The sequence below is a fragment of the Actinoallomurus sp. CA-150999 genome (assembly GCF_050942425.1).
Classification (GTDB): domain Bacteria; phylum Actinomycetota; class Actinomycetes; order Streptosporangiales; family Streptosporangiaceae; genus Actinoallomurus.
Map to the genome: position 1 here is coordinate 8,671,985 of NZ_CP192063.1, position 16,056 is coordinate 8,688,040.

General features: G+C 71.2%; 15 protein-coding genes. 11 read left to right on the forward strand and 4 right to left on the reverse strand.

Annotation, left to right across the window (positions count from 1 at the left end):
- Positions 1 to 8: 8 nt before the first annotated feature.
- Together ACQP2O_RS40130 and ACQP2O_RS40135 are read left to right on the forward strand one after the other, a co-directional pair.
- Positions 9 to 1,340, forward strand: coding sequence for a serine aminopeptidase domain-containing protein (locus ACQP2O_RS40130; RefSeq protein ID WP_433174418.1), 1,332 nt, complete (start codon positions 9 to 11; stop codon positions 1,338 to 1,340).
- Positions 1,341 to 1,375: 35 nt separating this feature from the next.
- Complete coding sequence (locus tag ACQP2O_RS40135) at positions 1,376 to 2,623, forward strand: serine hydrolase (RefSeq protein ID WP_433174420.1); 1,248 nt, start codon at positions 1,376 to 1,378, stop codon at positions 2,621 to 2,623.
- A gap of 102 nt (positions 2,624 to 2,725) precedes the next feature.
- On the opposite strand, the gene ACQP2O_RS40140 is transcribed toward ACQP2O_RS40135, so the two are convergent.
- The 3 genes from ACQP2O_RS40140 to ACQP2O_RS40150 all read right to left on the reverse strand — a co-directional run bounded on the left by ACQP2O_RS40140 (position 2,726) and on the right by ACQP2O_RS40150 (position 5,845).
- Positions 2,726 to 3,937, reverse strand: coding sequence for a pyridoxal phosphate-dependent aminotransferase (locus tag ACQP2O_RS40140; RefSeq protein ID WP_433174421.1), 1,212 nt, complete (start codon positions 3,935 to 3,937; stop codon positions 2,726 to 2,728).
- A 67-nt stretch (positions 3,938 to 4,004) separates the two neighbouring features.
- Positions 4,005 to 4,913, reverse strand: coding sequence for an esterase/lipase family protein (locus ACQP2O_RS40145; RefSeq protein ID WP_433174422.1), 909 nt, complete (start codon positions 4,911 to 4,913; stop codon positions 4,005 to 4,007).
- 116 nt (positions 4,914 to 5,029) lie between these two features.
- Positions 5,030 to 5,845 (reverse strand): hypothetical protein, encoded by an 816-nt coding sequence (locus ACQP2O_RS40150; RefSeq protein WP_433174423.1) that lies wholly within the window; start codon positions 5,843 to 5,845, stop codon positions 5,030 to 5,032.
- Positions 5,846 to 5,910: 65 nt separating this feature from the next.
- On the opposite strand from ACQP2O_RS40150, the gene ACQP2O_RS40155 reads away from it, so the two are divergent.
- From ACQP2O_RS40155 to ACQP2O_RS40190, 8 genes are all read left to right on the forward strand, one after another.
- Positions 5,911 to 6,918: a GNAT family N-acetyltransferase gene (locus tag ACQP2O_RS40155; RefSeq protein ID WP_433174424.1), complete on the forward strand. Its 1,008-nt coding sequence runs from the start codon at positions 5,911 to 5,913 to the stop codon at positions 6,916 to 6,918.
- Positions 6,903 to 7,922, forward strand: coding sequence for a hypothetical protein (locus ACQP2O_RS40160; RefSeq protein ID WP_433174425.1), 1,020 nt, complete (start codon positions 6,903 to 6,905; stop codon positions 7,920 to 7,922). The genes ACQP2O_RS40155 and ACQP2O_RS40160 overlap by 16 nt, the downstream gene beginning before the upstream one ends.
- A 12-nt stretch (positions 7,923 to 7,934) precedes the next feature.
- Positions 7,935 to 8,939, forward strand: a complete 1,005-nt coding sequence (locus ACQP2O_RS40165; RefSeq protein ID WP_433174426.1) for a GNAT family N-acetyltransferase — start codon at positions 7,935 to 7,937, stop codon at positions 8,937 to 8,939.
- Entirely contained in the window at positions 8,936 to 9,784 is an 849-nt protein-coding gene (locus tag ACQP2O_RS40170; RefSeq protein WP_433174427.1) for a hypothetical protein, read from the forward strand. The genes ACQP2O_RS40165 and ACQP2O_RS40170 overlap by 4 nt, the downstream gene beginning before the upstream one ends.
- A gap of 1 nt (position 9,785) precedes the next feature.
- Positions 9,786 to 11,048, forward strand: coding sequence for a hypothetical protein (locus ACQP2O_RS40175; protein WP_433174428.1), 1,263 nt, complete (start codon positions 9,786 to 9,788; stop codon positions 11,046 to 11,048).
- A gap of 269 nt (positions 11,049 to 11,317) precedes the next feature.
- Positions 11,318 to 12,274, forward strand: a complete 957-nt coding sequence (locus ACQP2O_RS40180; RefSeq protein ID WP_433174429.1) for a glycosyltransferase family 2 protein — start codon at positions 11,318 to 11,320, stop codon at positions 12,272 to 12,274.
- Between the two features lie 112 nt (positions 12,275 to 12,386).
- Positions 12,387 to 13,619: an ATP-grasp domain-containing protein gene (locus ACQP2O_RS40185; RefSeq protein ID WP_433174430.1), complete on the forward strand. Its 1,233-nt coding sequence runs from the start codon at positions 12,387 to 12,389 to the stop codon at positions 13,617 to 13,619.
- Positions 13,606 to 14,313: a hypothetical protein gene (locus ACQP2O_RS40190; RefSeq protein WP_433174431.1), complete on the forward strand. Its 708-nt coding sequence runs from the start codon at positions 13,606 to 13,608 to the stop codon at positions 14,311 to 14,313. Before ACQP2O_RS40185 ends, ACQP2O_RS40190 begins: the two co-directional genes overlap by 14 nt.
- Positions 14,314 to 14,591: 278 nt before the next feature.
- Here ACQP2O_RS40190 and ACQP2O_RS40195 read toward each other — a convergent pair whose 3' ends face one another.
- Positions 14,592 to 15,074: a hypothetical protein gene (locus tag ACQP2O_RS40195; protein WP_433174433.1), complete on the reverse strand. Its 483-nt coding sequence runs from the start codon at positions 15,072 to 15,074 to the stop codon at positions 14,592 to 14,594.
- 50 nt (positions 15,075 to 15,124) lie between these two features.
- Here ACQP2O_RS40195 and ACQP2O_RS40200 point away from each other — a divergent pair, with 50 nt between their 5' ends.
- Positions 15,125 to 15,979 carry a hypothetical protein gene (locus tag ACQP2O_RS40200; RefSeq protein WP_433174435.1) on the forward strand — a complete coding sequence of 285 codons (855 nt, stop codon included), beginning with the start codon at positions 15,125 to 15,127 and terminating at the stop codon, positions 15,977 to 15,979.
- Positions 15,980 to 16,056: the final 77 nt, after the last annotated feature.

The following is a 16,056-nucleotide window of genomic DNA, read 5'->3' on the forward strand; positions in this document are numbered from 1 at the left end:
TCGCAAAAATGAGAAAGGACGTGCTCGAGATGATGGCGCAAACGGACCCGGCAGCGGTCGCCAGAACGGTCGTCGAGATGGCGCGGGAGGGGCGCTTCGCGGACATCGAGGAGTTGTTCGCTCCGCGGCTGCGGGCGGTGGTGTCCGCCGAGACGCTGCGGGCCGGCTGGGCGGGTGAGATCTCTCGGCGCGGGCCGGTCTCCACGGTCGGGGAACCGGCGTGCGAGCCGGCCGATGCGGCGCTGGTCCGCGTGCGCGTCCCGGTGACCTGCGAGCGTGGGGGACTCACGGTGGTCATGTCCGTCGACGACACCGGGAGGCTGCAGGGTCTGCGGCTCGCTCCGCCGGCCACCGAGTCCTGGGAGCCGCCGGGCTACGCCGCCCCGAAGAGATGCACCGAGCACGAGGTGACCGTCGGCTCCGGCGCACTCGCCGTGCCCGGCACGGTGACCCTGCCCCGGGGGCGCGGCCCGTGGCCGGGTGTGGTGTTGCTCAGCGGCGGCGGGTCCTTCGACCGCGACGAGACCACCGGGCCGAACAAGCCGCTGAAGGATCTGGCCTGGGGGCTGGCCGCCCACGGCATGGCGGTGGCGCGCTTCGACAAGGTGACCCACGTCCACGGGCACGTGTCCACCGAGCCCGGTTTCACGATGGTCGACGAGTACGTGCCGCACGCGGTGGCCGCGGTCCGCCTGCTCCAGCAGCAACCGGGCGTGGATCCCGCGCGGGTGTTCGTTCTCGGCCACAGCGCGGGCGGCAGGGCGGCTCCACGGGTCGCGGCCGCCGAGGCGTCCGTCGCCGGCTTGGTGATCCTTGCCGGTGACGCCCTGCCGTTGAGCCGGGCGGCCGTCCGCACCGCCCGTTACCTGGCCGCGGTGAATCCCGGCGCGGACGCGGAGGCCGCCGTCGCGTCGATCATCCGGCAGGCCGCCCTGGTCGACAGCCCCGACCTGTCACCCTCGACACCGATGACGGACCTGCTCTTCGGCCTGCCGGCCTCGTACTGGCTGGATCTGCGCGGTTACGACCAGGTCGCGACCGCGGCGGCGCTGGACAGGCCGATGCTCATCCTGCAAGGCGGCCGCGACTACCAGGTGACCGTCGAGGAGGACCTCTCGCGCTGGCAGGCGGGCCTGGCCCACCGGCCGGACGTCACGATCCGCGTGTACGACGCCGATGATCACTTGTTCTTCCGTGGCGATGGCCCTTCCACGCCCGCGGACTACGAGTCGCCGCAGCACGTGGACCCCAGTGTGGTCGCCGACATCGCCGCTTGGCTGGCGCCCGGCAAGGGGACTCTCGCCCGACTCGCCGCCGGCCTGAGGCGCCGTCCGCGCTGACCACACCGGCAGAACCGACCGAAGGGAACAGAGCAGTGAGCGAAGAAACCACGGTGGACGCATCCCCGTCGACCGCCGCGCGGCGGTTGGAGTGGCTGGTCGGCGCGTCGGCGCGCGCTCCCCTACCGGACGACGAGATCCGTCAGCGCCTGGCGCCCGCCCTCCTGGACGCGATCGGCGGGCCGGAGGGTCTCAACGCCGCGCTGGCCGGGGTCGGCCGGCTCGCCGTACGCGAGATCCTCACGTCGCGACCGGACAACGCCCAGGCGGCGGTACGCGGCCGCGCTGCCGACTACCTCGTCACGGTAGGCGTGGACGGGGCGGGCCTCATCGACGATGTGCGCCTGACCCCCGACGAACCCTCGCCGACCTCATGGACCGACATCGACGGCCGGCTGGCCCGGCTCGGAGTGCGTGTGTCCTTCGCCGCGGCCGAGATCGGCCCGGACGGGCGGTGCCGGATCCGGCACGGCCTCGACGCCGACACGCAACGGCCCATCGGCTCGGCGTTCAAACTGTACGTGCTGGGCGCGCTCGGCCAAGCCGTCGCCGAAGGGCGGGCCTCCTGGGACGAAGAGCTGGCGATCCGCGACGACTGGAAGAGCCTGCCAGGGGGCGTACTGCAGAACCGACCGGCCGGCACCACCCTCACCTTGGGGGAATACGCCGACCACATGATCTCGATCAGCGACAACACCGCCACCGACCACCTGATCCACCTGCTCGGCCGGGACGCGGTGCAGCGCCAGACCGCCCTGTTCGGCCACCGACAGCCCGACGCGAACACCCCGTTCCTGACCACCAAGGCGTTCTTCCAGCTCAAAGTCGATCCGGCCCGCGCGCGACCGTTCCTGGCCACGTCCGGGGAAGAGCGCGCTGTCGCGCTGAAGGAGCTGGAACGACTGCCCCTGCCCGACGTGCGAGAGACCTGGCCCCGGCCTTTCCGGATCGACGAGATCGAGTGGTTCGCCTCGCCGGCCGACATCTGCCACGCCTTTGCGGGACTGCTGCGGCTGGACCAACCCGAGATCCATCACGCGCTGTCCCGCAACGACGACGGTCTGAACCTGGACGCCTCCCGGTTCCCGACAGTGTGGTACAAGGGCGGCAGCGAGCCCGGCGTCGTGACCCTGAGCTACCAGGCCCGCACCGCCGACGGCCGCGCCCTGGCCACCAGCCTCATGGTGTCCGACCCCGCCACCTCGATCGACACGGCCGACGTGACGGTGAAAGGCCAGGCGATCATCCGAAGCGTGCTCCGCCTGCTGGCCACTCCACAATGACCGCGTCCGACGTCCCGGCGCACATCTTGCGCCGACTCCACGGGGTCACTGCTCAGCGCCGGATTCCGCCTCCGCCGCTCTTCACGGGCCGGCGCGCGGCGGTCAGGGGCGGCGGGCGGCCAGGAACTCCCCCAGCCTGCCGATCGCCTCTTCGAGGTCGTCGGCGTGCTGCAGGGTGACGATCCGCAGGTGGTCGGTGTCGGGCCAGTTGAAACCGGTGCCCTGCACGACGAGGATCTGCTGCTCGTCCAGCAGTTCCAGCACGAACCGCCGGTCGTCCTCGATGGGGTAGACCTCCGGGTCCAGGCGCGGGAAGACGTACAGCGCGCCGGACGGCTTCGCGCAGCTCACGCCGGGGATCTCGTTGAGGAGCCGCCAGGCGCGGTCGCGCTGCTCGTGGAGCCGGCCGCCGGGCAGGATGAGGTCCTTGATGCTCTGGTGCCCGCCGAGCGCCGCCTGGATCGCGTGCTGGCCCGGCACGTTGGGGCACAGCCGCATGTTGGCGAGCATGTCGAGGCCCTCGATGTAGGACTCCGCGTGGTCCTTCGGCCCGGAGACCACCATCCAGCCGGAGCGGAAGCCGCATACGCGGTAGGCCTTCGACAGGCCGGAGAAGGTCAGGGACAGCACGTCCGGGGCGAGCGGCGCGATCGAGACGTGCTCGGCGTCGTCGTACAGGATCCGGTCGTAGATCTCGTCCGCGAGGATCAGCAGGCCGCGCCGCCGGGCCAGCTCGGCGACGCCCTGCAGCAGCTCACGGGAGTACACCGCGCCGGTCGGGTTGTTCGGGTTGATGATCACGATGGCCTTCGTGGCCGGGGTGATCTTCGCCTCGAGGTCCGCCAGGTCGGGCATCCAGCCCTGCTGCTCGTCGCAGAGGTAGTGCACCGGCGTGCCGCCGCCGAGGGACACCGCCGCGGTCCACAGCGGGTAGTCCGGCGCCGGGATCAGCACCTCGTCGCCGTTGTTCAGCAGTGCCTGCATGGCCATGACGATCAGCTCGGACACGCCGTTGCCGAGGTAGACGTCCTCGACGTCGAGCCCGGGGAACCCCTGCTGCTCGTAGTGCTGCACGACCGAGCGGCGGGCGGACAGGATGCCCTTGGAGTCGCTGTATCCATGGGCGGCCGGCAGGTTGCGGATCACGTCCTGGAGGATCTCGTCCGGGGCCTCGAAGCCGAACGGCGCGGGGTTGCCGATGTGCAACTTGAGGATCTGGTGCCCCTGGGCCTCCAGCTCCATGGCGCGCTTGAGGACCGGGCCTCGGATGTCGTAGAGGACGTTGGCGAGCTTGTCCGACTGGCTGACCTGCATGGAGACACCCTAACCGGGCCTCCCCGAGCCCGTCGCGAGGGTTACCGCGCCACGCTTGTGCCGTCTGTCACCACTTCTGCCAGAAGTACAGGGCCTGCTCGACCATGTGGAGGGGCGCCCAGCCGTCCTTGGTCTCGTGCGTCCCGGGCCGCGTCGAGTTCCGGTACCACAGGTGGTATCCCTGCCGGGCCGGGTGGCTCGGGTCGGGGCGCAGGGCGACGCCGCCGTGGCTGAGGTGCTCCTCCGCGGAATAGCGGACCTTGTGGCCCGCCTTCATGCCGAGGGCCGAGGAGGTGGGCACTTTGGTGTCGGCGTCCGAGCCGATCAGCGTCCAGTCGGTGCCCTGCGTGGACTGCGGGTTCTGCCCCAGCCAGCGCAGCAGGGCGCCGCCGTCCTTGCCCCGCATCTGCCTGCACTCCAGCGAGGTGCAACTCATGTGGAGCCTCCCCGCGTGCGGGCTGTCGAGCGTGGCGACGTTGGCGATGTAGAGGCGGGAGGGAAAGCCCTTCTGGTGCTTCTGCACGCCGGTCAGCGCGGCCCGTACGACCAGGCCGCCCATCGAGTGGCCGACCACGTCGACCGACCGGCCGTACCTCGTGTCGCGGTCGTAGACGAGCCAGGCGAAGGCCCGGCCGAGCTCCTTGATGGAGGTGTTCGGGGTGTAGCGGCTCCGGCCGGGCACCGGGACCCCGCAGTGCCGGTCGGCCTTGTAGTAGCCGACGGTGTAGAGGGCGCCCTTCCAGCCGTCCCGCTTCAGCGACCAGAGGGCGGCCCGCCAGGTCGAGGCGCAGTCGTTGTCGCCCTTGGTGCTGACGCCGTGCACCAGATAGACGCGAGCGGTGCGGTTGTTCGTCCGCTTGGGCACCCCGGCCGCGACCTCGTGCGCCGCCGCCTGGGCCGATCCGGCCGCCCCACAGCCCGCGGCCGTCAGCCCGGCCACCGCCGCAGCCGCCACGATCTTCGATCCGCCGCGCATGCGCTCCCCCGGTTCGCCGCTGCCATCGGATCGACGGCCGCGCGATCATATCGCCCGCTACCCGGCAAAGATGACCGAAACGGCTCGGTAGTGAGGAGCCACCTCGCGGCGATGGATCACGGGCCCGTCAGGATCGCCGTGCCGTGCTCCGGGCAGCGTCCGACGGTCACGCCGGCGGAGTCCTCCGGGACGACGGAGCACAGCACCGGCCGGCGGCGCAGCGCGGTGATCAGCAGGGCGCCGTCCCGGCTCCCGGCGTGGTAGCGCCGCCACAGGAGATGCGGCCGCCCGCAGGACGGTGCGGTCGCCGCGAAGTCGCCGAGACGGGGGTCGTGGGCGAGCCGTACGGCGGGCCGCCGCCCGGCGATCTCCACCGCGTCGCCACGGACGATCTGCGCGGCGGTGCCGCGCACGACCGGGAGGACGTCGGCGGTCTTCGGCAGCGCGGGCACGACCTCGGCCAGGTCCTCGCTCGTGCCGACGACCACGACCCGGTTCGCGCGGGTCGCGAGGTCCACGGCCGGGAGGTTGAGCAGCCGCCGCCGTTCCTCGTCCACGACGTCGGCCCGCGACGGCAACAGGGCCGCGTAGCGGGGGCCGAGGCGGCCCAGCGCGCGCCAGTCCACCATCTCCCGCCGTACCTCCAGCACCGGCAGGACGCGGGACAGCACGCCCGCCTCCCGCAGCGCCGAGGCGAGCGTCGCGGGCCCGCCGAGCCACGGCGAGGGGGCGCGGTCGGGCAGCCAGGGCCGACCCAACGGGAACAGGCGGAACAAGTGCGCGGTGAGGTCGCCGGACGCCACCGGCACCGGCTCCTCCAGCACCCGGCCGGCGACCGCCCACTGCTCGCGGTAGTACGGAACCCGCTGGAAGGCATGGTCGACGACACGCCGTCGGGCGGCCTCCCAGCGCTCGGCAGAGAACCGGTTCATGTGCCCCCTCTCAATAGCACGAAATTCCACCACAAAATTGCGCGATACCGTGCGATCCTTTGCCCATGATCAGCGTCGAGTTACGGGACCCGCTCAGCGATCCGGAGCCGCCCGGCTGGACGGACTTCCGGCGGCGGGAGAACCTCGCGGCCACATGGGACTACCAGGCTCTCCATCACGCCTCCACGTCCTGGGCACCGGTGATGCTCGCGGTCTTCCGGCAGGACGAGAAGATCGTGGGCGCCGTCGGAGCGGTGTACCGGGGGGTCCGTGTCTCCCGGCCGCCCCGACGTCGACGCGAGCCGCTCGTGGTGGACGTCCGTCTCCCGGGCGAGGGCAACGGCCGGCCCACCTGGCACTTCTCCGCCGACGTCCCGCCCGATGCCCGGGCCGGCCTGATGCGGGTCTACGAGCGGGCGGCCCTTCGCCGGCTCGGCGTGGGCACGACCGGCTTCGTGTACCGGCACGTGCCGGTGGACGAGGTGACCGCGGTCGCCCGGCGGGGCGCGCTCCTCCGGGAGACGGCGGGCGACACGGAGCTGACGCTCAGTACCGTCGACGACTGGCTGGCCGGCCTCGGATCCGGCCGACGCAAGGCCCTCCGCCGACGCCGCCGGCGGATCGACGAGGACCTGACGGTCGTCATCGGGCGGGCCCGCACCGACGTGGACGCCGACCAGCTCGCCCGGATGGTCAACCGGCACGTCGCCGCGCGCACCGGGCGCATCGATCGGCGCGCTCCCCTTCCGCCCTCGTACTTCGCGGCGCTCACCGCGCACGACGACGTGTCGACCCTCACCTACACCCAGGCGGACGGACGGCTCCTCGCCACCGGGACGTTCCTGCACCACCCGACGCGTCCGCAGCTCAGCTGGTGGGCGAGCGTCCCGCCGGAAGAGGGCGGCCGCGGTCACCTCTACTTCGACTGTTACGGACGCTTCGTGGAGTACGCCGTGGCAGCGGGCGCCCAGCGCCTTTCCGCCGGGCGCGGAGCCGACGAGCACAAGCGCGAACTCGGCTTCGCCGTGGTGCCGGCCCGGCTCGTCATCGTCCCGCGATGGGCCGCCGGATGACGGTCGAGCTGGAGGTGCTGGATCCCCGGCACGACCCGGAGCCCGTGTACTGGCGGGAGCTGCTCGCCACGTCGCGCCGCCGCGCCGTCTGGGAGTACGACCAGCTCGGGATCGCGGCCTGGACCGCCCGGTCCCCCTTACTCCTGTCCGTCCTGCACGACGGCTCCGCGCCGGTCGGAGCGGTCTGCGCCACGCTCCTGGGCCCCCGCCGGCACCACGGGTCGTTCGCGCCGCCGACGGGCGGGCCCCGTGTCGGGGTCCTCCAGGTCGCCCTGCCCGGGACCAACGCGGAACGCGGCTGGTGGTTCGCCGACGACCTCGCGCCGCGGGATCGCCGCGCCCTGCTGAGGACGTACGCCGGCCTGATGCGCCGGCGGCTCGGCCGGACCTGGCGGGGTCTGGTCTGGCGGCAGGCCGGCGCGGCCGACCTGCCCTCCCTGCCGGGCCGCGTCCGGCTCGTCCACGCGGTCCACCCGCTGGCACGGCTGCCGATCACCTGGCCGAGCCTGGAGGGATGGCTCGGTTCGCTGCGGCCCGGGCGCACGGGCGACCTGCGCCGTCAGCTCCGCCAGATCACCGCCGACGCGACGGTGATCCCGGCGATGGGGCCGGCACGCGAGCTCGTGACCGCCCTCGAGGTGGCGCTGCTCCGGCGGGAGAACGAGCTGAAGTACGACGCGACGCCGCTGCCCGTGCCGTACATCGAGGGACTGATCCGGCGAGACGGCACGCTCGCGGTGACGTACCGGGACCTGACCGGACGGTTGCTCGGGGTGGGGCTCGTTCTGGACCATCCCGGATGGCCGCTCTACCTGACCTGGGGGGCGCTTCCCGTACGACGCGGCGGGCGGCGCCATCTGTACTTCGACGGCATGACGCGGGTGATCGGCTGGGCGATCGGCGCCGGGAAGGCCGGTGTGGTCCTGGGAAAGGGCAAGCCCGAGCTCAAGAGCGACCTCGGCGCCGAGCTGCTCCCGACCTACGCGATCGCCGCGGCGGGCTGAGGGGAGGCGTCGATGGCACTGGACGTCGTGGTCGTCGATCCGGTGCGCGAGACGGTTCCGGCCGAGTGGCCGGCGCTGGTCCGGACGGCCGGGCTGCCGGCCATCTGGCACGACGATCTCCTGATGCGGCTGGCGTGGTTCGCCCGGCAGCCGGCGTACATGGCGCTGGTGACGGACGGCGGCACGCCGTGCGCGCTCTTCCACGCGCGGCACCGGGGCGCGCGGCCGCCCCGGAGGTTCCTCGGCACGTCCCCGCGCCTCCTGCCGGGGCTCGTCGAGTGCCACCTGGCGCCGTACGTCACGACTCCGGGCTACGCGTTCCACCCGGAGTCGGGAACCGCCGAGCGCGCGGCGGCGGTCAAGGCGTTCGAACGGGGCATGGCCCACCGGCTGGGCCTGCGCTGCGCCGGCGTCGTCTACCGCCAGGTGGTCGACGAGGACAGGCCGATCTTCCGCGGCCACGTCATCCGGCCCGGCGAGCCCGAGGCGGTCGTCGACAACCGCTGGGGCGGCGTCGAGGAGTACCTGCGTGATCTTCCGGGAGACGACCGCCGGCACATGCGGCGGGTCGAACGCCTGGTGAGCGAGGATCCCGGGGTGCGGGCCGCGGTGGAGACCTCGATCGACGGCGCCGACGCCGGACGGCTGCTCAACGTCGTGCAGCACCGCTACCGCGGCCGCTTCACCGTCCCGGTGCCCGTTCCGGCGCTGTACTTCGAGATGTTGTCCGGACGCCCCGGGATCCGCTTCCTCACCTATCGGCGCCCGGACGGCGAACTCCTCGCCTACTCCCTGCAGGTCGACGACGGCAGGACGCTGCTCTGCCAGGGCTGGGGCACCCGTGATCGATCCGATGGGGGACGCCCGCACCTGTACTTCGATCACTTCTTGCGGCAGATGTACCAGCTGATCCAGGACGGAAGAGAGAAGATGATCATGGGGAAGTCGATGTTCGAGCTCAAGCGCCGGTTCGGCGCGCGGCTCTCGCCCCTGTACGCGGCGGCGACCCTCCGGTGATCGACGTTCCGTGTGCCCAGTGCGGCCGTCCGGGCCCGGACGTCATCCGGCTGCGCCGCCGGACGGTCCGCTACTCCTGCCGGTCGTGCGGCGCGGTGATCAGTGCCCGGCGCGCGGACGTCGAGGCGGGGCGCGGTCTCTGGCGACGCGACGCCGCGCCGCGGGTGACGCCGGTCGACGGCGACCCGCTGCTGGCCTTCATGCCGCCCCGCATGGTCCGCTGGCTGCGCGAAGACGACCAGAAACCGGCCGAGGCCCCGGACCGCCGGACGCTGACGCGCTGGTACGCCGAGTTCGACCGGTTCACGGCCCAGGCCCGCGACTCCGCCGAAGCGCGGAAGCGCTTCGCACGGCTGAGCGAGGTCCCCCTAAACGAGCTGCCGGCGAAGCCCACTCCGTTCACGAAGGTGATCGGGGCACTCAACGCCTCCTTCTACGACGTCGATGCCGCGGTGGCGCACCTGGTCGCCCAGGGCAACGACCCGGGGACGGCCGCCGAGCGGACCCGGCACGCTCATCGATGGTTCACGACGGCCGGCCGGTCCGCCACGTGGATCAGCGCGGAGGCGCCGCCGGAACCGGACCCGGACCGCGTCAAGGCGCTGCTCGAGCCCGGAGGACTGGCCGCGGGCCTTCGCGGCGAACAGGTCGGAGTCTTCTTCGCCGTGCTGTTCCGGGTGGCGAAGGGCCCATCCGCCCGAAGCGTCGCCGAGACGTTCGGGGCACCTCGCGTCGAGGCGGCCGTCCGCGCCTATCTGGAGAACGGCGCACGCCCCCTCCGCGACGCCGTCCTGGCCGCTCTGGAGCCGGACGCGGGCGAGGAGCCCGCCGGCGGCGCGTCGTGACATGACCGAGACGCTGCCGTCCACCGAGGTTCCCGAGCGCGTCCGGCTCTGGACGGTGGCGTCGCTCATCGCCGGCCGGAGCGCATACCGCCTGGCCCTGTACGCGGCCGGGATCCTCCTGCTCGCCGCCTGGGGGTCGGCGCGGTTCGCGCCGTACGCGGCGGCGCTCGGCACCACCAGCTGGCTGACGACGGTCGTCCAGATGGGGCCGGAGAAGGCCGCCCTGAAGCTGCTGCCCCGGGCCCGGCGAACCCATGGTGATCTCGTCGCGACGCTACGGGCCTTCGCGCTGCTGGCGCCGATTCTCCTCGTGGGCGTGGCGGCCGTCGCGGTGGTGGCCGCGCCGGAGTCGCGCGTCGCGTTGTACGCCCTCGCGGCGGCACAGGCCACCGCCCTCGGCTCGGTGCTGCTCGGGGTGGCGCTGCACCGGGCACTCGGCCGGCCGCGCAGCGACACGCTGACCTTCCTGCTGCTCGCGCTGGGCACCGTCGTGCTGATCGGGCTGGCCTACACGCCGGGCATCTCGCCGGTGGCCTACCTGACCGGGCAGCTCGTCCTCACGCTGGCCGCCCTCGGCCTGCTGTTGCGCCGCCCGGCGCCGAAGCGGCGTCCCCGCCCGGGGGTCCGGCGCCTGCTCACCGCGACGAGCGTGCTCATGGGTACGCCCGAGGTGCTGATGAACGCCGGGACCAGCGTGCTCTACGTGGAGCTGACGGCGGGCGCCCACGCGGGGCAGAGTTCGGAGCTCTACCTGGTGCTGCAGGGCTGGGCGGTGATCATCGCCTTCGTCTACTTCCTCCAGCGGCTGCTTCAGCCGCGCCTGTCGGCCCGGCTCGCGATCGACGGCGCCGCCGACGGCCGGACCCGGATCGCGCGGCTTGCGCGCCCGGTGGTGGCGCTCGGCGCAGGCTGGCTCGTCGCCGCCACGGCGCTGCTCGCCGTGTTCCCCACTCCCGTGACCGACCTGGCTCCGGTACGGCTCACCGTCCTGCTGGCCGTGCTGATCGTGACCCGGATCCCGGCCTACCTGCTGATGAGCCAGGTGACGTTCGTGCTGGAGAACACGGACGCGGCGGGGCTGCGGACCAGCGCGCGCGGCGCGGTGTTGAGCATGCTCACGGTCGCCGGGGTGGGCGCGGTCGCCACGCCGCTGCTCGGCGCGGCCGGCGCGGTCTATGCCCTGGGCGTCAAAGAACTCGTCCTAGCCCTTAACGTCACATATCGGCCGCGCCCGAAAAGGCTAACAAGAGGACCGTACAAATAGTCAGGGATTTGAATACGATCTAAGGCGTTAAAAAATCTTCTCTTCGCGCACGCCGGATGCTATGTTCCCCTCCAATCCTCGCTATTCACCCTTGAAAAGCCCGAGGCCGTGCGAACCACAAGTTCGCAACACGGCGGATGCTGCGCGGCGTGGCGCAGAAGGGAATGAGGCGTGTTCGACCAGGTATCCGACGTGACACTTTCGTCACTCTCCGCGCAATCGCCGAAAACGATGCGACGATCCGCACCGACCGGCGAGGTGACCGCCGGATGACCGGCCTCACCGTCATCGTGCCCTGCTACAACGAGGGCGCGCAGGTCGAGGAGGCGCATCGCGCGATCGGCGAGGCGTTGCAGGACGTGTCCGATCTGGAGTTCCTTTTCATCGACGACGGCAGCACGGACGACACTCTGACACGAATACGGAAAGTGGCCGCCGACGACCGCCGCGTCACCTATTTGTCGTTCACTCGGAATTTCGGGCTCGAGGCCGCACACGCGGCCGGCGCCCGATATGCCGCCAAGCCATGGTGCGTCCAAATCGACGCCGATCTGCAGGCACCGCCGGAGGAGATCCGGAAATTACTCGCCAAGGCGGCCGAAGGCTACGACGTGGTCTTCGGGATCCGCGAGGACCGCGACGACCCGTTCATCCGGCGCATCGGCTCGAACGGCATGCACTGGGCGGCGCGCCGGCTCTTCGGCATCGACGTTCCACGCGGCGCGTCCTCCTTCCGGGTCATCCGCACCTCGGTCGCCCGTACCATCGCCGACCTGCGCTTCGGCACGCCGTACTTCATCGCCGCCGTCCCGCTGGTCGGGGCCCGCTACGCGCTCGTGCCCACCGAGCACCGGCCGCGTACCGCCGGTGAGTCCAAGTTCCGGGTGACCCGCCTGATCGGCTACAGCTTCGAGCTGTTCTTCAGCTACTCGTGGCGCCCGTTCCTGTACGTCTACCTCGCGGCCGTGGTGGGCGCGCTCGCGGCACTCGTCGGTCTCGGCTCCGTCGGCACCGCGCTGACGCTCGCCTGCGTCGCGGTGCTGGCGCGGTACGTCCACCGCTTCATGCGCGACCAGCAGCCCTCTCGCCTCTTCTACGTACGCGAGGCGAACGTGGAACTGCGTCACGAGGACACGATCGATGGCGGAACGGGCCGTCCGGCGCCGCCCGTGGCGCTCCAGGACGACGAGACGGCCCGCCCGGCTCTCCGGGAGGTGGCGTCGTGACGGCCGCGAGTCTCCAGGTAGAGCAGCCGGGTGTTCGGGCGCAGCGCGGCGCGGGCCTCCTCCGGGTCGGAGCCGGAGACGACCTCCGGCCTGGGCCCTCAGGGGTCGCGTGATGACCGACCTGCTCATCCTCGGCGCGAGCGAAGAGCAGTTGCCGCTCTATCAGGAAGCGCGCCGCCGCGGCATCCGGACCATCGCGGTGGACCAGCGCCGGGACCGCCCCGCGCTGCGGGTCGCGGACGAGTTCCTGCACGTGACGACCCGGGACGCCGGCGCGATCATCGCCGCGCTGGGCGACCGGCGGCCCGCCGCGGTGGTGTCCGCGGCGAGCGACGCGGCCCTGATGACCTGGCACGAGCTGTGCGCGTACTACGCGACGCCCTACCGGTACCCGCGCCAGGCCGCGGTCGTCTCGCTCGACAAGGCGGCGTTCCACGCGATGGCGAGGAGCGCGGGCGTCGACGGTCACGCGTGGGTCCGTGCCGCGGATCCGGCCGACCTGATCGACGCGGCCCGCAGCCTGCGCCTTCCCCTGATCGTCAAGCCCAACGACGGCTCGGGCGGCAAGGGGGTCCACCGCGTCGACCGGCCGAGCGAACTGGGCCGTGCCTTCGCCCACGCCCGGGCGTACTCCCTGGACGGCGACGTCATCGCGGAGGAGTACGTCGAGGGCCGCCATCTGGTCGTCGAACTCTTCCTGCGGGACGGCGCGGCGATGTTCGCGGCCGTCATGGAGAAACGGCTCGTCCCCGACACGGACTTCATGGTCGCCGGCCACGTCTGCCCGGTCTCGATGCCCGGCGCCGACCGCCTCATCGCCTTGGTCGTACGCCTGTGCGCGGCCATGGGCCTGCGCGACGGCCCGGCCGACTTCGACGTCGTCGCGGCGGCGGACGGCGAGTTCCGGATCATCGAGGCGGGCGCGCGGATGGGAGGCAACGGCATCCCCCACCTCCTGCGCGCCTGCTACGGCATCGACAACGTCGCCGCGTTGATCTCGCTCGTCATGGGTGAGCCGTTCGACATCGTGCCCGCTCCCCCGCGTCCGTCGATGCTGCGCCTGCTCGCGTCGCCGCTCTCCGAAGAGGGGGAACTCGCCGACCTCGCCGGCCTGGACGCCGTACGCGCGATGCCCGGCGTGGCCGGCCTCGACGTCTACGTCCGCCCCGGCGACCTGGTCCGGCCGTTCACCGAGTCCGGCCACAAGATCGGCCACCTGGTGACCACCGGAGCGTCCGGCGCGGAGACCGGCCAGGTCATGGCGCGGGCCCTGGAGACCCTGCGGATCGTCGTCGTCCCGACACCACTGCTCGCCACCCAAGGAGAACCGGATGCCCACGTCTGAACAGACCGCCGACACGTCCGTGGAGGAGGTGCCGGTCCGCCCCGGACGCACGTCCTTCGTGCGCGCCAACGCGGTGACGATCGGTCTGTTGCTGACGGCGCTGATCCTCGCGGGGACCATCTGGTTCGCCGTCCCCCACCAGCACAAGATCAGCTCGCTCTGGCTGTTCCTGTTCGAGCTGACGCCCTTCCTGGCGGCGGCCGGCGCGATCGCCTGGCTCGACGTCGACTGGGCGCGCCGGCTCCGCCTGCACCTGGTGGTGATCCCGGCGGCGTTCCTCGCGATGTTCTGCTTCTTCGTGCCGCGGATCTTCTACTACGCGGGGCGCGACGGCGATCAGCTGTACTACCACATGCTGACGCTGGTGCCGCTGATCATCTTGTCGCTCTGCCTGTCCTACCGGCTGGGCGGCGGCACGCGGACCGGCACCCTGCGGCTCGGCGGCGCGCTGCTCCTCCTCCAGCTGTCCGGCCTGGAGGACCTCGCGTACATCCTGGTCAACCCGCATACCGACCCGAAGTGGCAGCACGTCCCGGACGTGTGGACGTGGGCATACCACATGTCGGTGTTCATCGGTCACGCGCCGACCAAGTACCAGGCCTACGCCTTCATCACCGTGCACGTCGTGCTGGCGCTGCTCGTACTGTTCCTCCCCGGCCGCGCGGTGGCCGCGCTCCTGCACCCGAAGCGGTGACCAACCCTGGCAACAGGGGAAGTTGTGCGCTCCCTTGATCATCGGCACATGGTGCTCGCCGAACAGCACCGGATGCCGGTAATCATGCTGGTCTAGCATGCGGGCGTGTCCCTGCATCCAACTCAGGCAACCGCCATCGGTCACCATGTCCACCAGCTCCGCCCTCTACCCAGCCGAATGCGGCCTCCGGGAACACTGAACTCCGGACCTTGTCGGCGTACTCATTGGTGTGCAGAGCTGAGTACAGGTAAACGGGCTCCGTCGCCGATCTTGTGACGTCAAAGCCGATAGGGCCAAAGCGTGATTTTGCCCGCTTCGACGCTGATCTCGACCCAAGCACGGTCGATGCTCTCAGGCGGCGGCGCGGCGAGATCGAACAAGATCTGCGAGTCGCCCATCTCAAGTACGGCAGCGCCGTCCTCAGTGAAGTGAACGCGACCTCGCAAGACAACCTGGTCACCGTCCTGCCAGAAGCCCGGCTCGGCGATCGCGGCTGACTGAGTGTTATGCCCCCACTGGATGTCCTCGTCGACGCTCCACTCGACGTGGTGTTGGCCGTCCACTTCTTCCGAATCACCACCCCAAAGCACTACGGCGTGGCCGACGGATGAGCGAACTCGAACCTTCGTCGGCCGCTGATGCTGATGCGGCGTCTTTTCCAAACGAACCAGCATCCCTCGATCCTCCACGATCCCGCCCGCGCAGCCCCCGGTGGCCGACCATTCCTTGGTGGTGCCGATGATGGCGATCAGTACTGGCACGGGGGCCGTTCCCGTCCCGCTGTCCGTCCCCGCCTGGTAATGGTGGCAGCATGGCAGATCATCCCGGTCATCCCGGTTTTGGTGTGTTGTTGACACGGCTCCTGAACTACCGCCAGACCGACATCGCCTGGCTGGCTACCGCGTCCGACATCCCAGAATCCGAGCTGTACTCGGTGGCCGACGGCGCGCCACCATCGGTGTCGCACCTCGAGGACCTCGCCGCCGCGCTCGGTTTCCACACCGCCGATCTCTTCGTGATCGCCGGTCTCCCGGTGCCCGAGCCCTTGCAGCCCTGCGAACCGCTAGCGGGTTCCGGACTCGCCCGTGTCCTCCACATCACGATGGTGCTGCCGGAAGATCAGCGGATCCACATCCGCGCAACAGTCGAGCAACTGCCTCACCTGCCCCACGTCCGTCCGGCCGATCCACCGCGCACCCCCTACCTGCGGTACTACCTGCAGGACGGCGGCTTCGGCGCAATGCTCGTCGCCATGCTGTGCGCCAACCGGAACCTCTCCTTGCCCGCCGCTGCCAGGACATCGGCCCTGCTGACCCAGGGCCGCATGTACCTATCCGCCTCCACCTACCACTCCATCGCCACAGGCAGCGCTCCGTTGAGGCCGGCCTGGCTGGCCGGCTTCGCGACCACCCTCGGCATCCCCATCGGTGACCTCGCGGCCATCACCGGCACCGTCCTCTCCGAGCCGACGCCCCCCGACAATCCGCTGGCGGCCGAGGCGGCCGAGTTGCTCTGGGACTGCCAGCGCCTGACAGCGAGCCAGATCGAGCACGTGCGCGCCGAGGCCGAAGCGATGCTCGTAGCAGTGCCCCACGATGCCTCCAACGACGACTGGCACCGCGTTCTACACCACCACGGGACTTGGTGGGGCACGCCAAGGCCGTAAATCTCAAGGGGCACCGGACACACCGATCTCCTCTGCACGTTCACCTGTACCCGGCTCAGCACAGGAAGCCGTACGCC

Coding starts and splice junctions, on each gene's coding strand:
- ACQP2O_RS40130 (WP_433174418.1), top strand. CDS start 9: ATGAGAAAGGACGTGCTCGAGATGATGGCGCAAACGGACCCGGCAGCG.
- ACQP2O_RS40140 (WP_433174421.1), bottom strand. CDS start 3,937: ATGCAGGTCAGCCAGTCGGACAAGCTCGCCAACGTCCTCTACGACATC.
- ACQP2O_RS40145 (WP_433174422.1), bottom strand. CDS start 4,913: ATGCGCGGCGGATCGAAGATCGTGGCGGCTGCGGCGGTGGCCGGGCTG.
- ACQP2O_RS40150 (WP_433174423.1), bottom strand. CDS start 5,845: ATGAACCGGTTCTCTGCCGAGCGCTGGGAGGCCGCCCGACGGCGTGTC.
- ACQP2O_RS40155 (WP_433174424.1), top strand. CDS start 5,911: ATGATCAGCGTCGAGTTACGGGACCCGCTCAGCGATCCGGAGCCGCCC.
- ACQP2O_RS40160 (WP_433174425.1), top strand. CDS start 6,903: ATGGGCCGCCGGATGACGGTCGAGCTGGAGGTGCTGGATCCCCGGCAC.
- ACQP2O_RS40165 (WP_433174426.1), top strand. CDS start 7,935: ATGGCACTGGACGTCGTGGTCGTCGATCCGGTGCGCGAGACGGTTCCG.
- ACQP2O_RS40175 (WP_433174428.1), top strand. CDS start 9,786: ATGACCGAGACGCTGCCGTCCACCGAGGTTCCCGAGCGCGTCCGGCTC.
- ACQP2O_RS40180 (WP_433174429.1), top strand. CDS start 11,318: ATGACCGGCCTCACCGTCATCGTGCCCTGCTACAACGAGGGCGCGCAG.
- ACQP2O_RS40185 (WP_433174430.1), top strand. CDS start 12,387: ATGACCGACCTGCTCATCCTCGGCGCGAGCGAAGAGCAGTTGCCGCTC.
- ACQP2O_RS40190 (WP_433174431.1), top strand. CDS start 13,606: ATGCCCACGTCTGAACAGACCGCCGACACGTCCGTGGAGGAGGTGCCG.
- ACQP2O_RS40200 (WP_433174435.1), top strand. CDS start 15,125: ATGGCAGATCATCCCGGTCATCCCGGTTTTGGTGTGTTGTTGACACGG.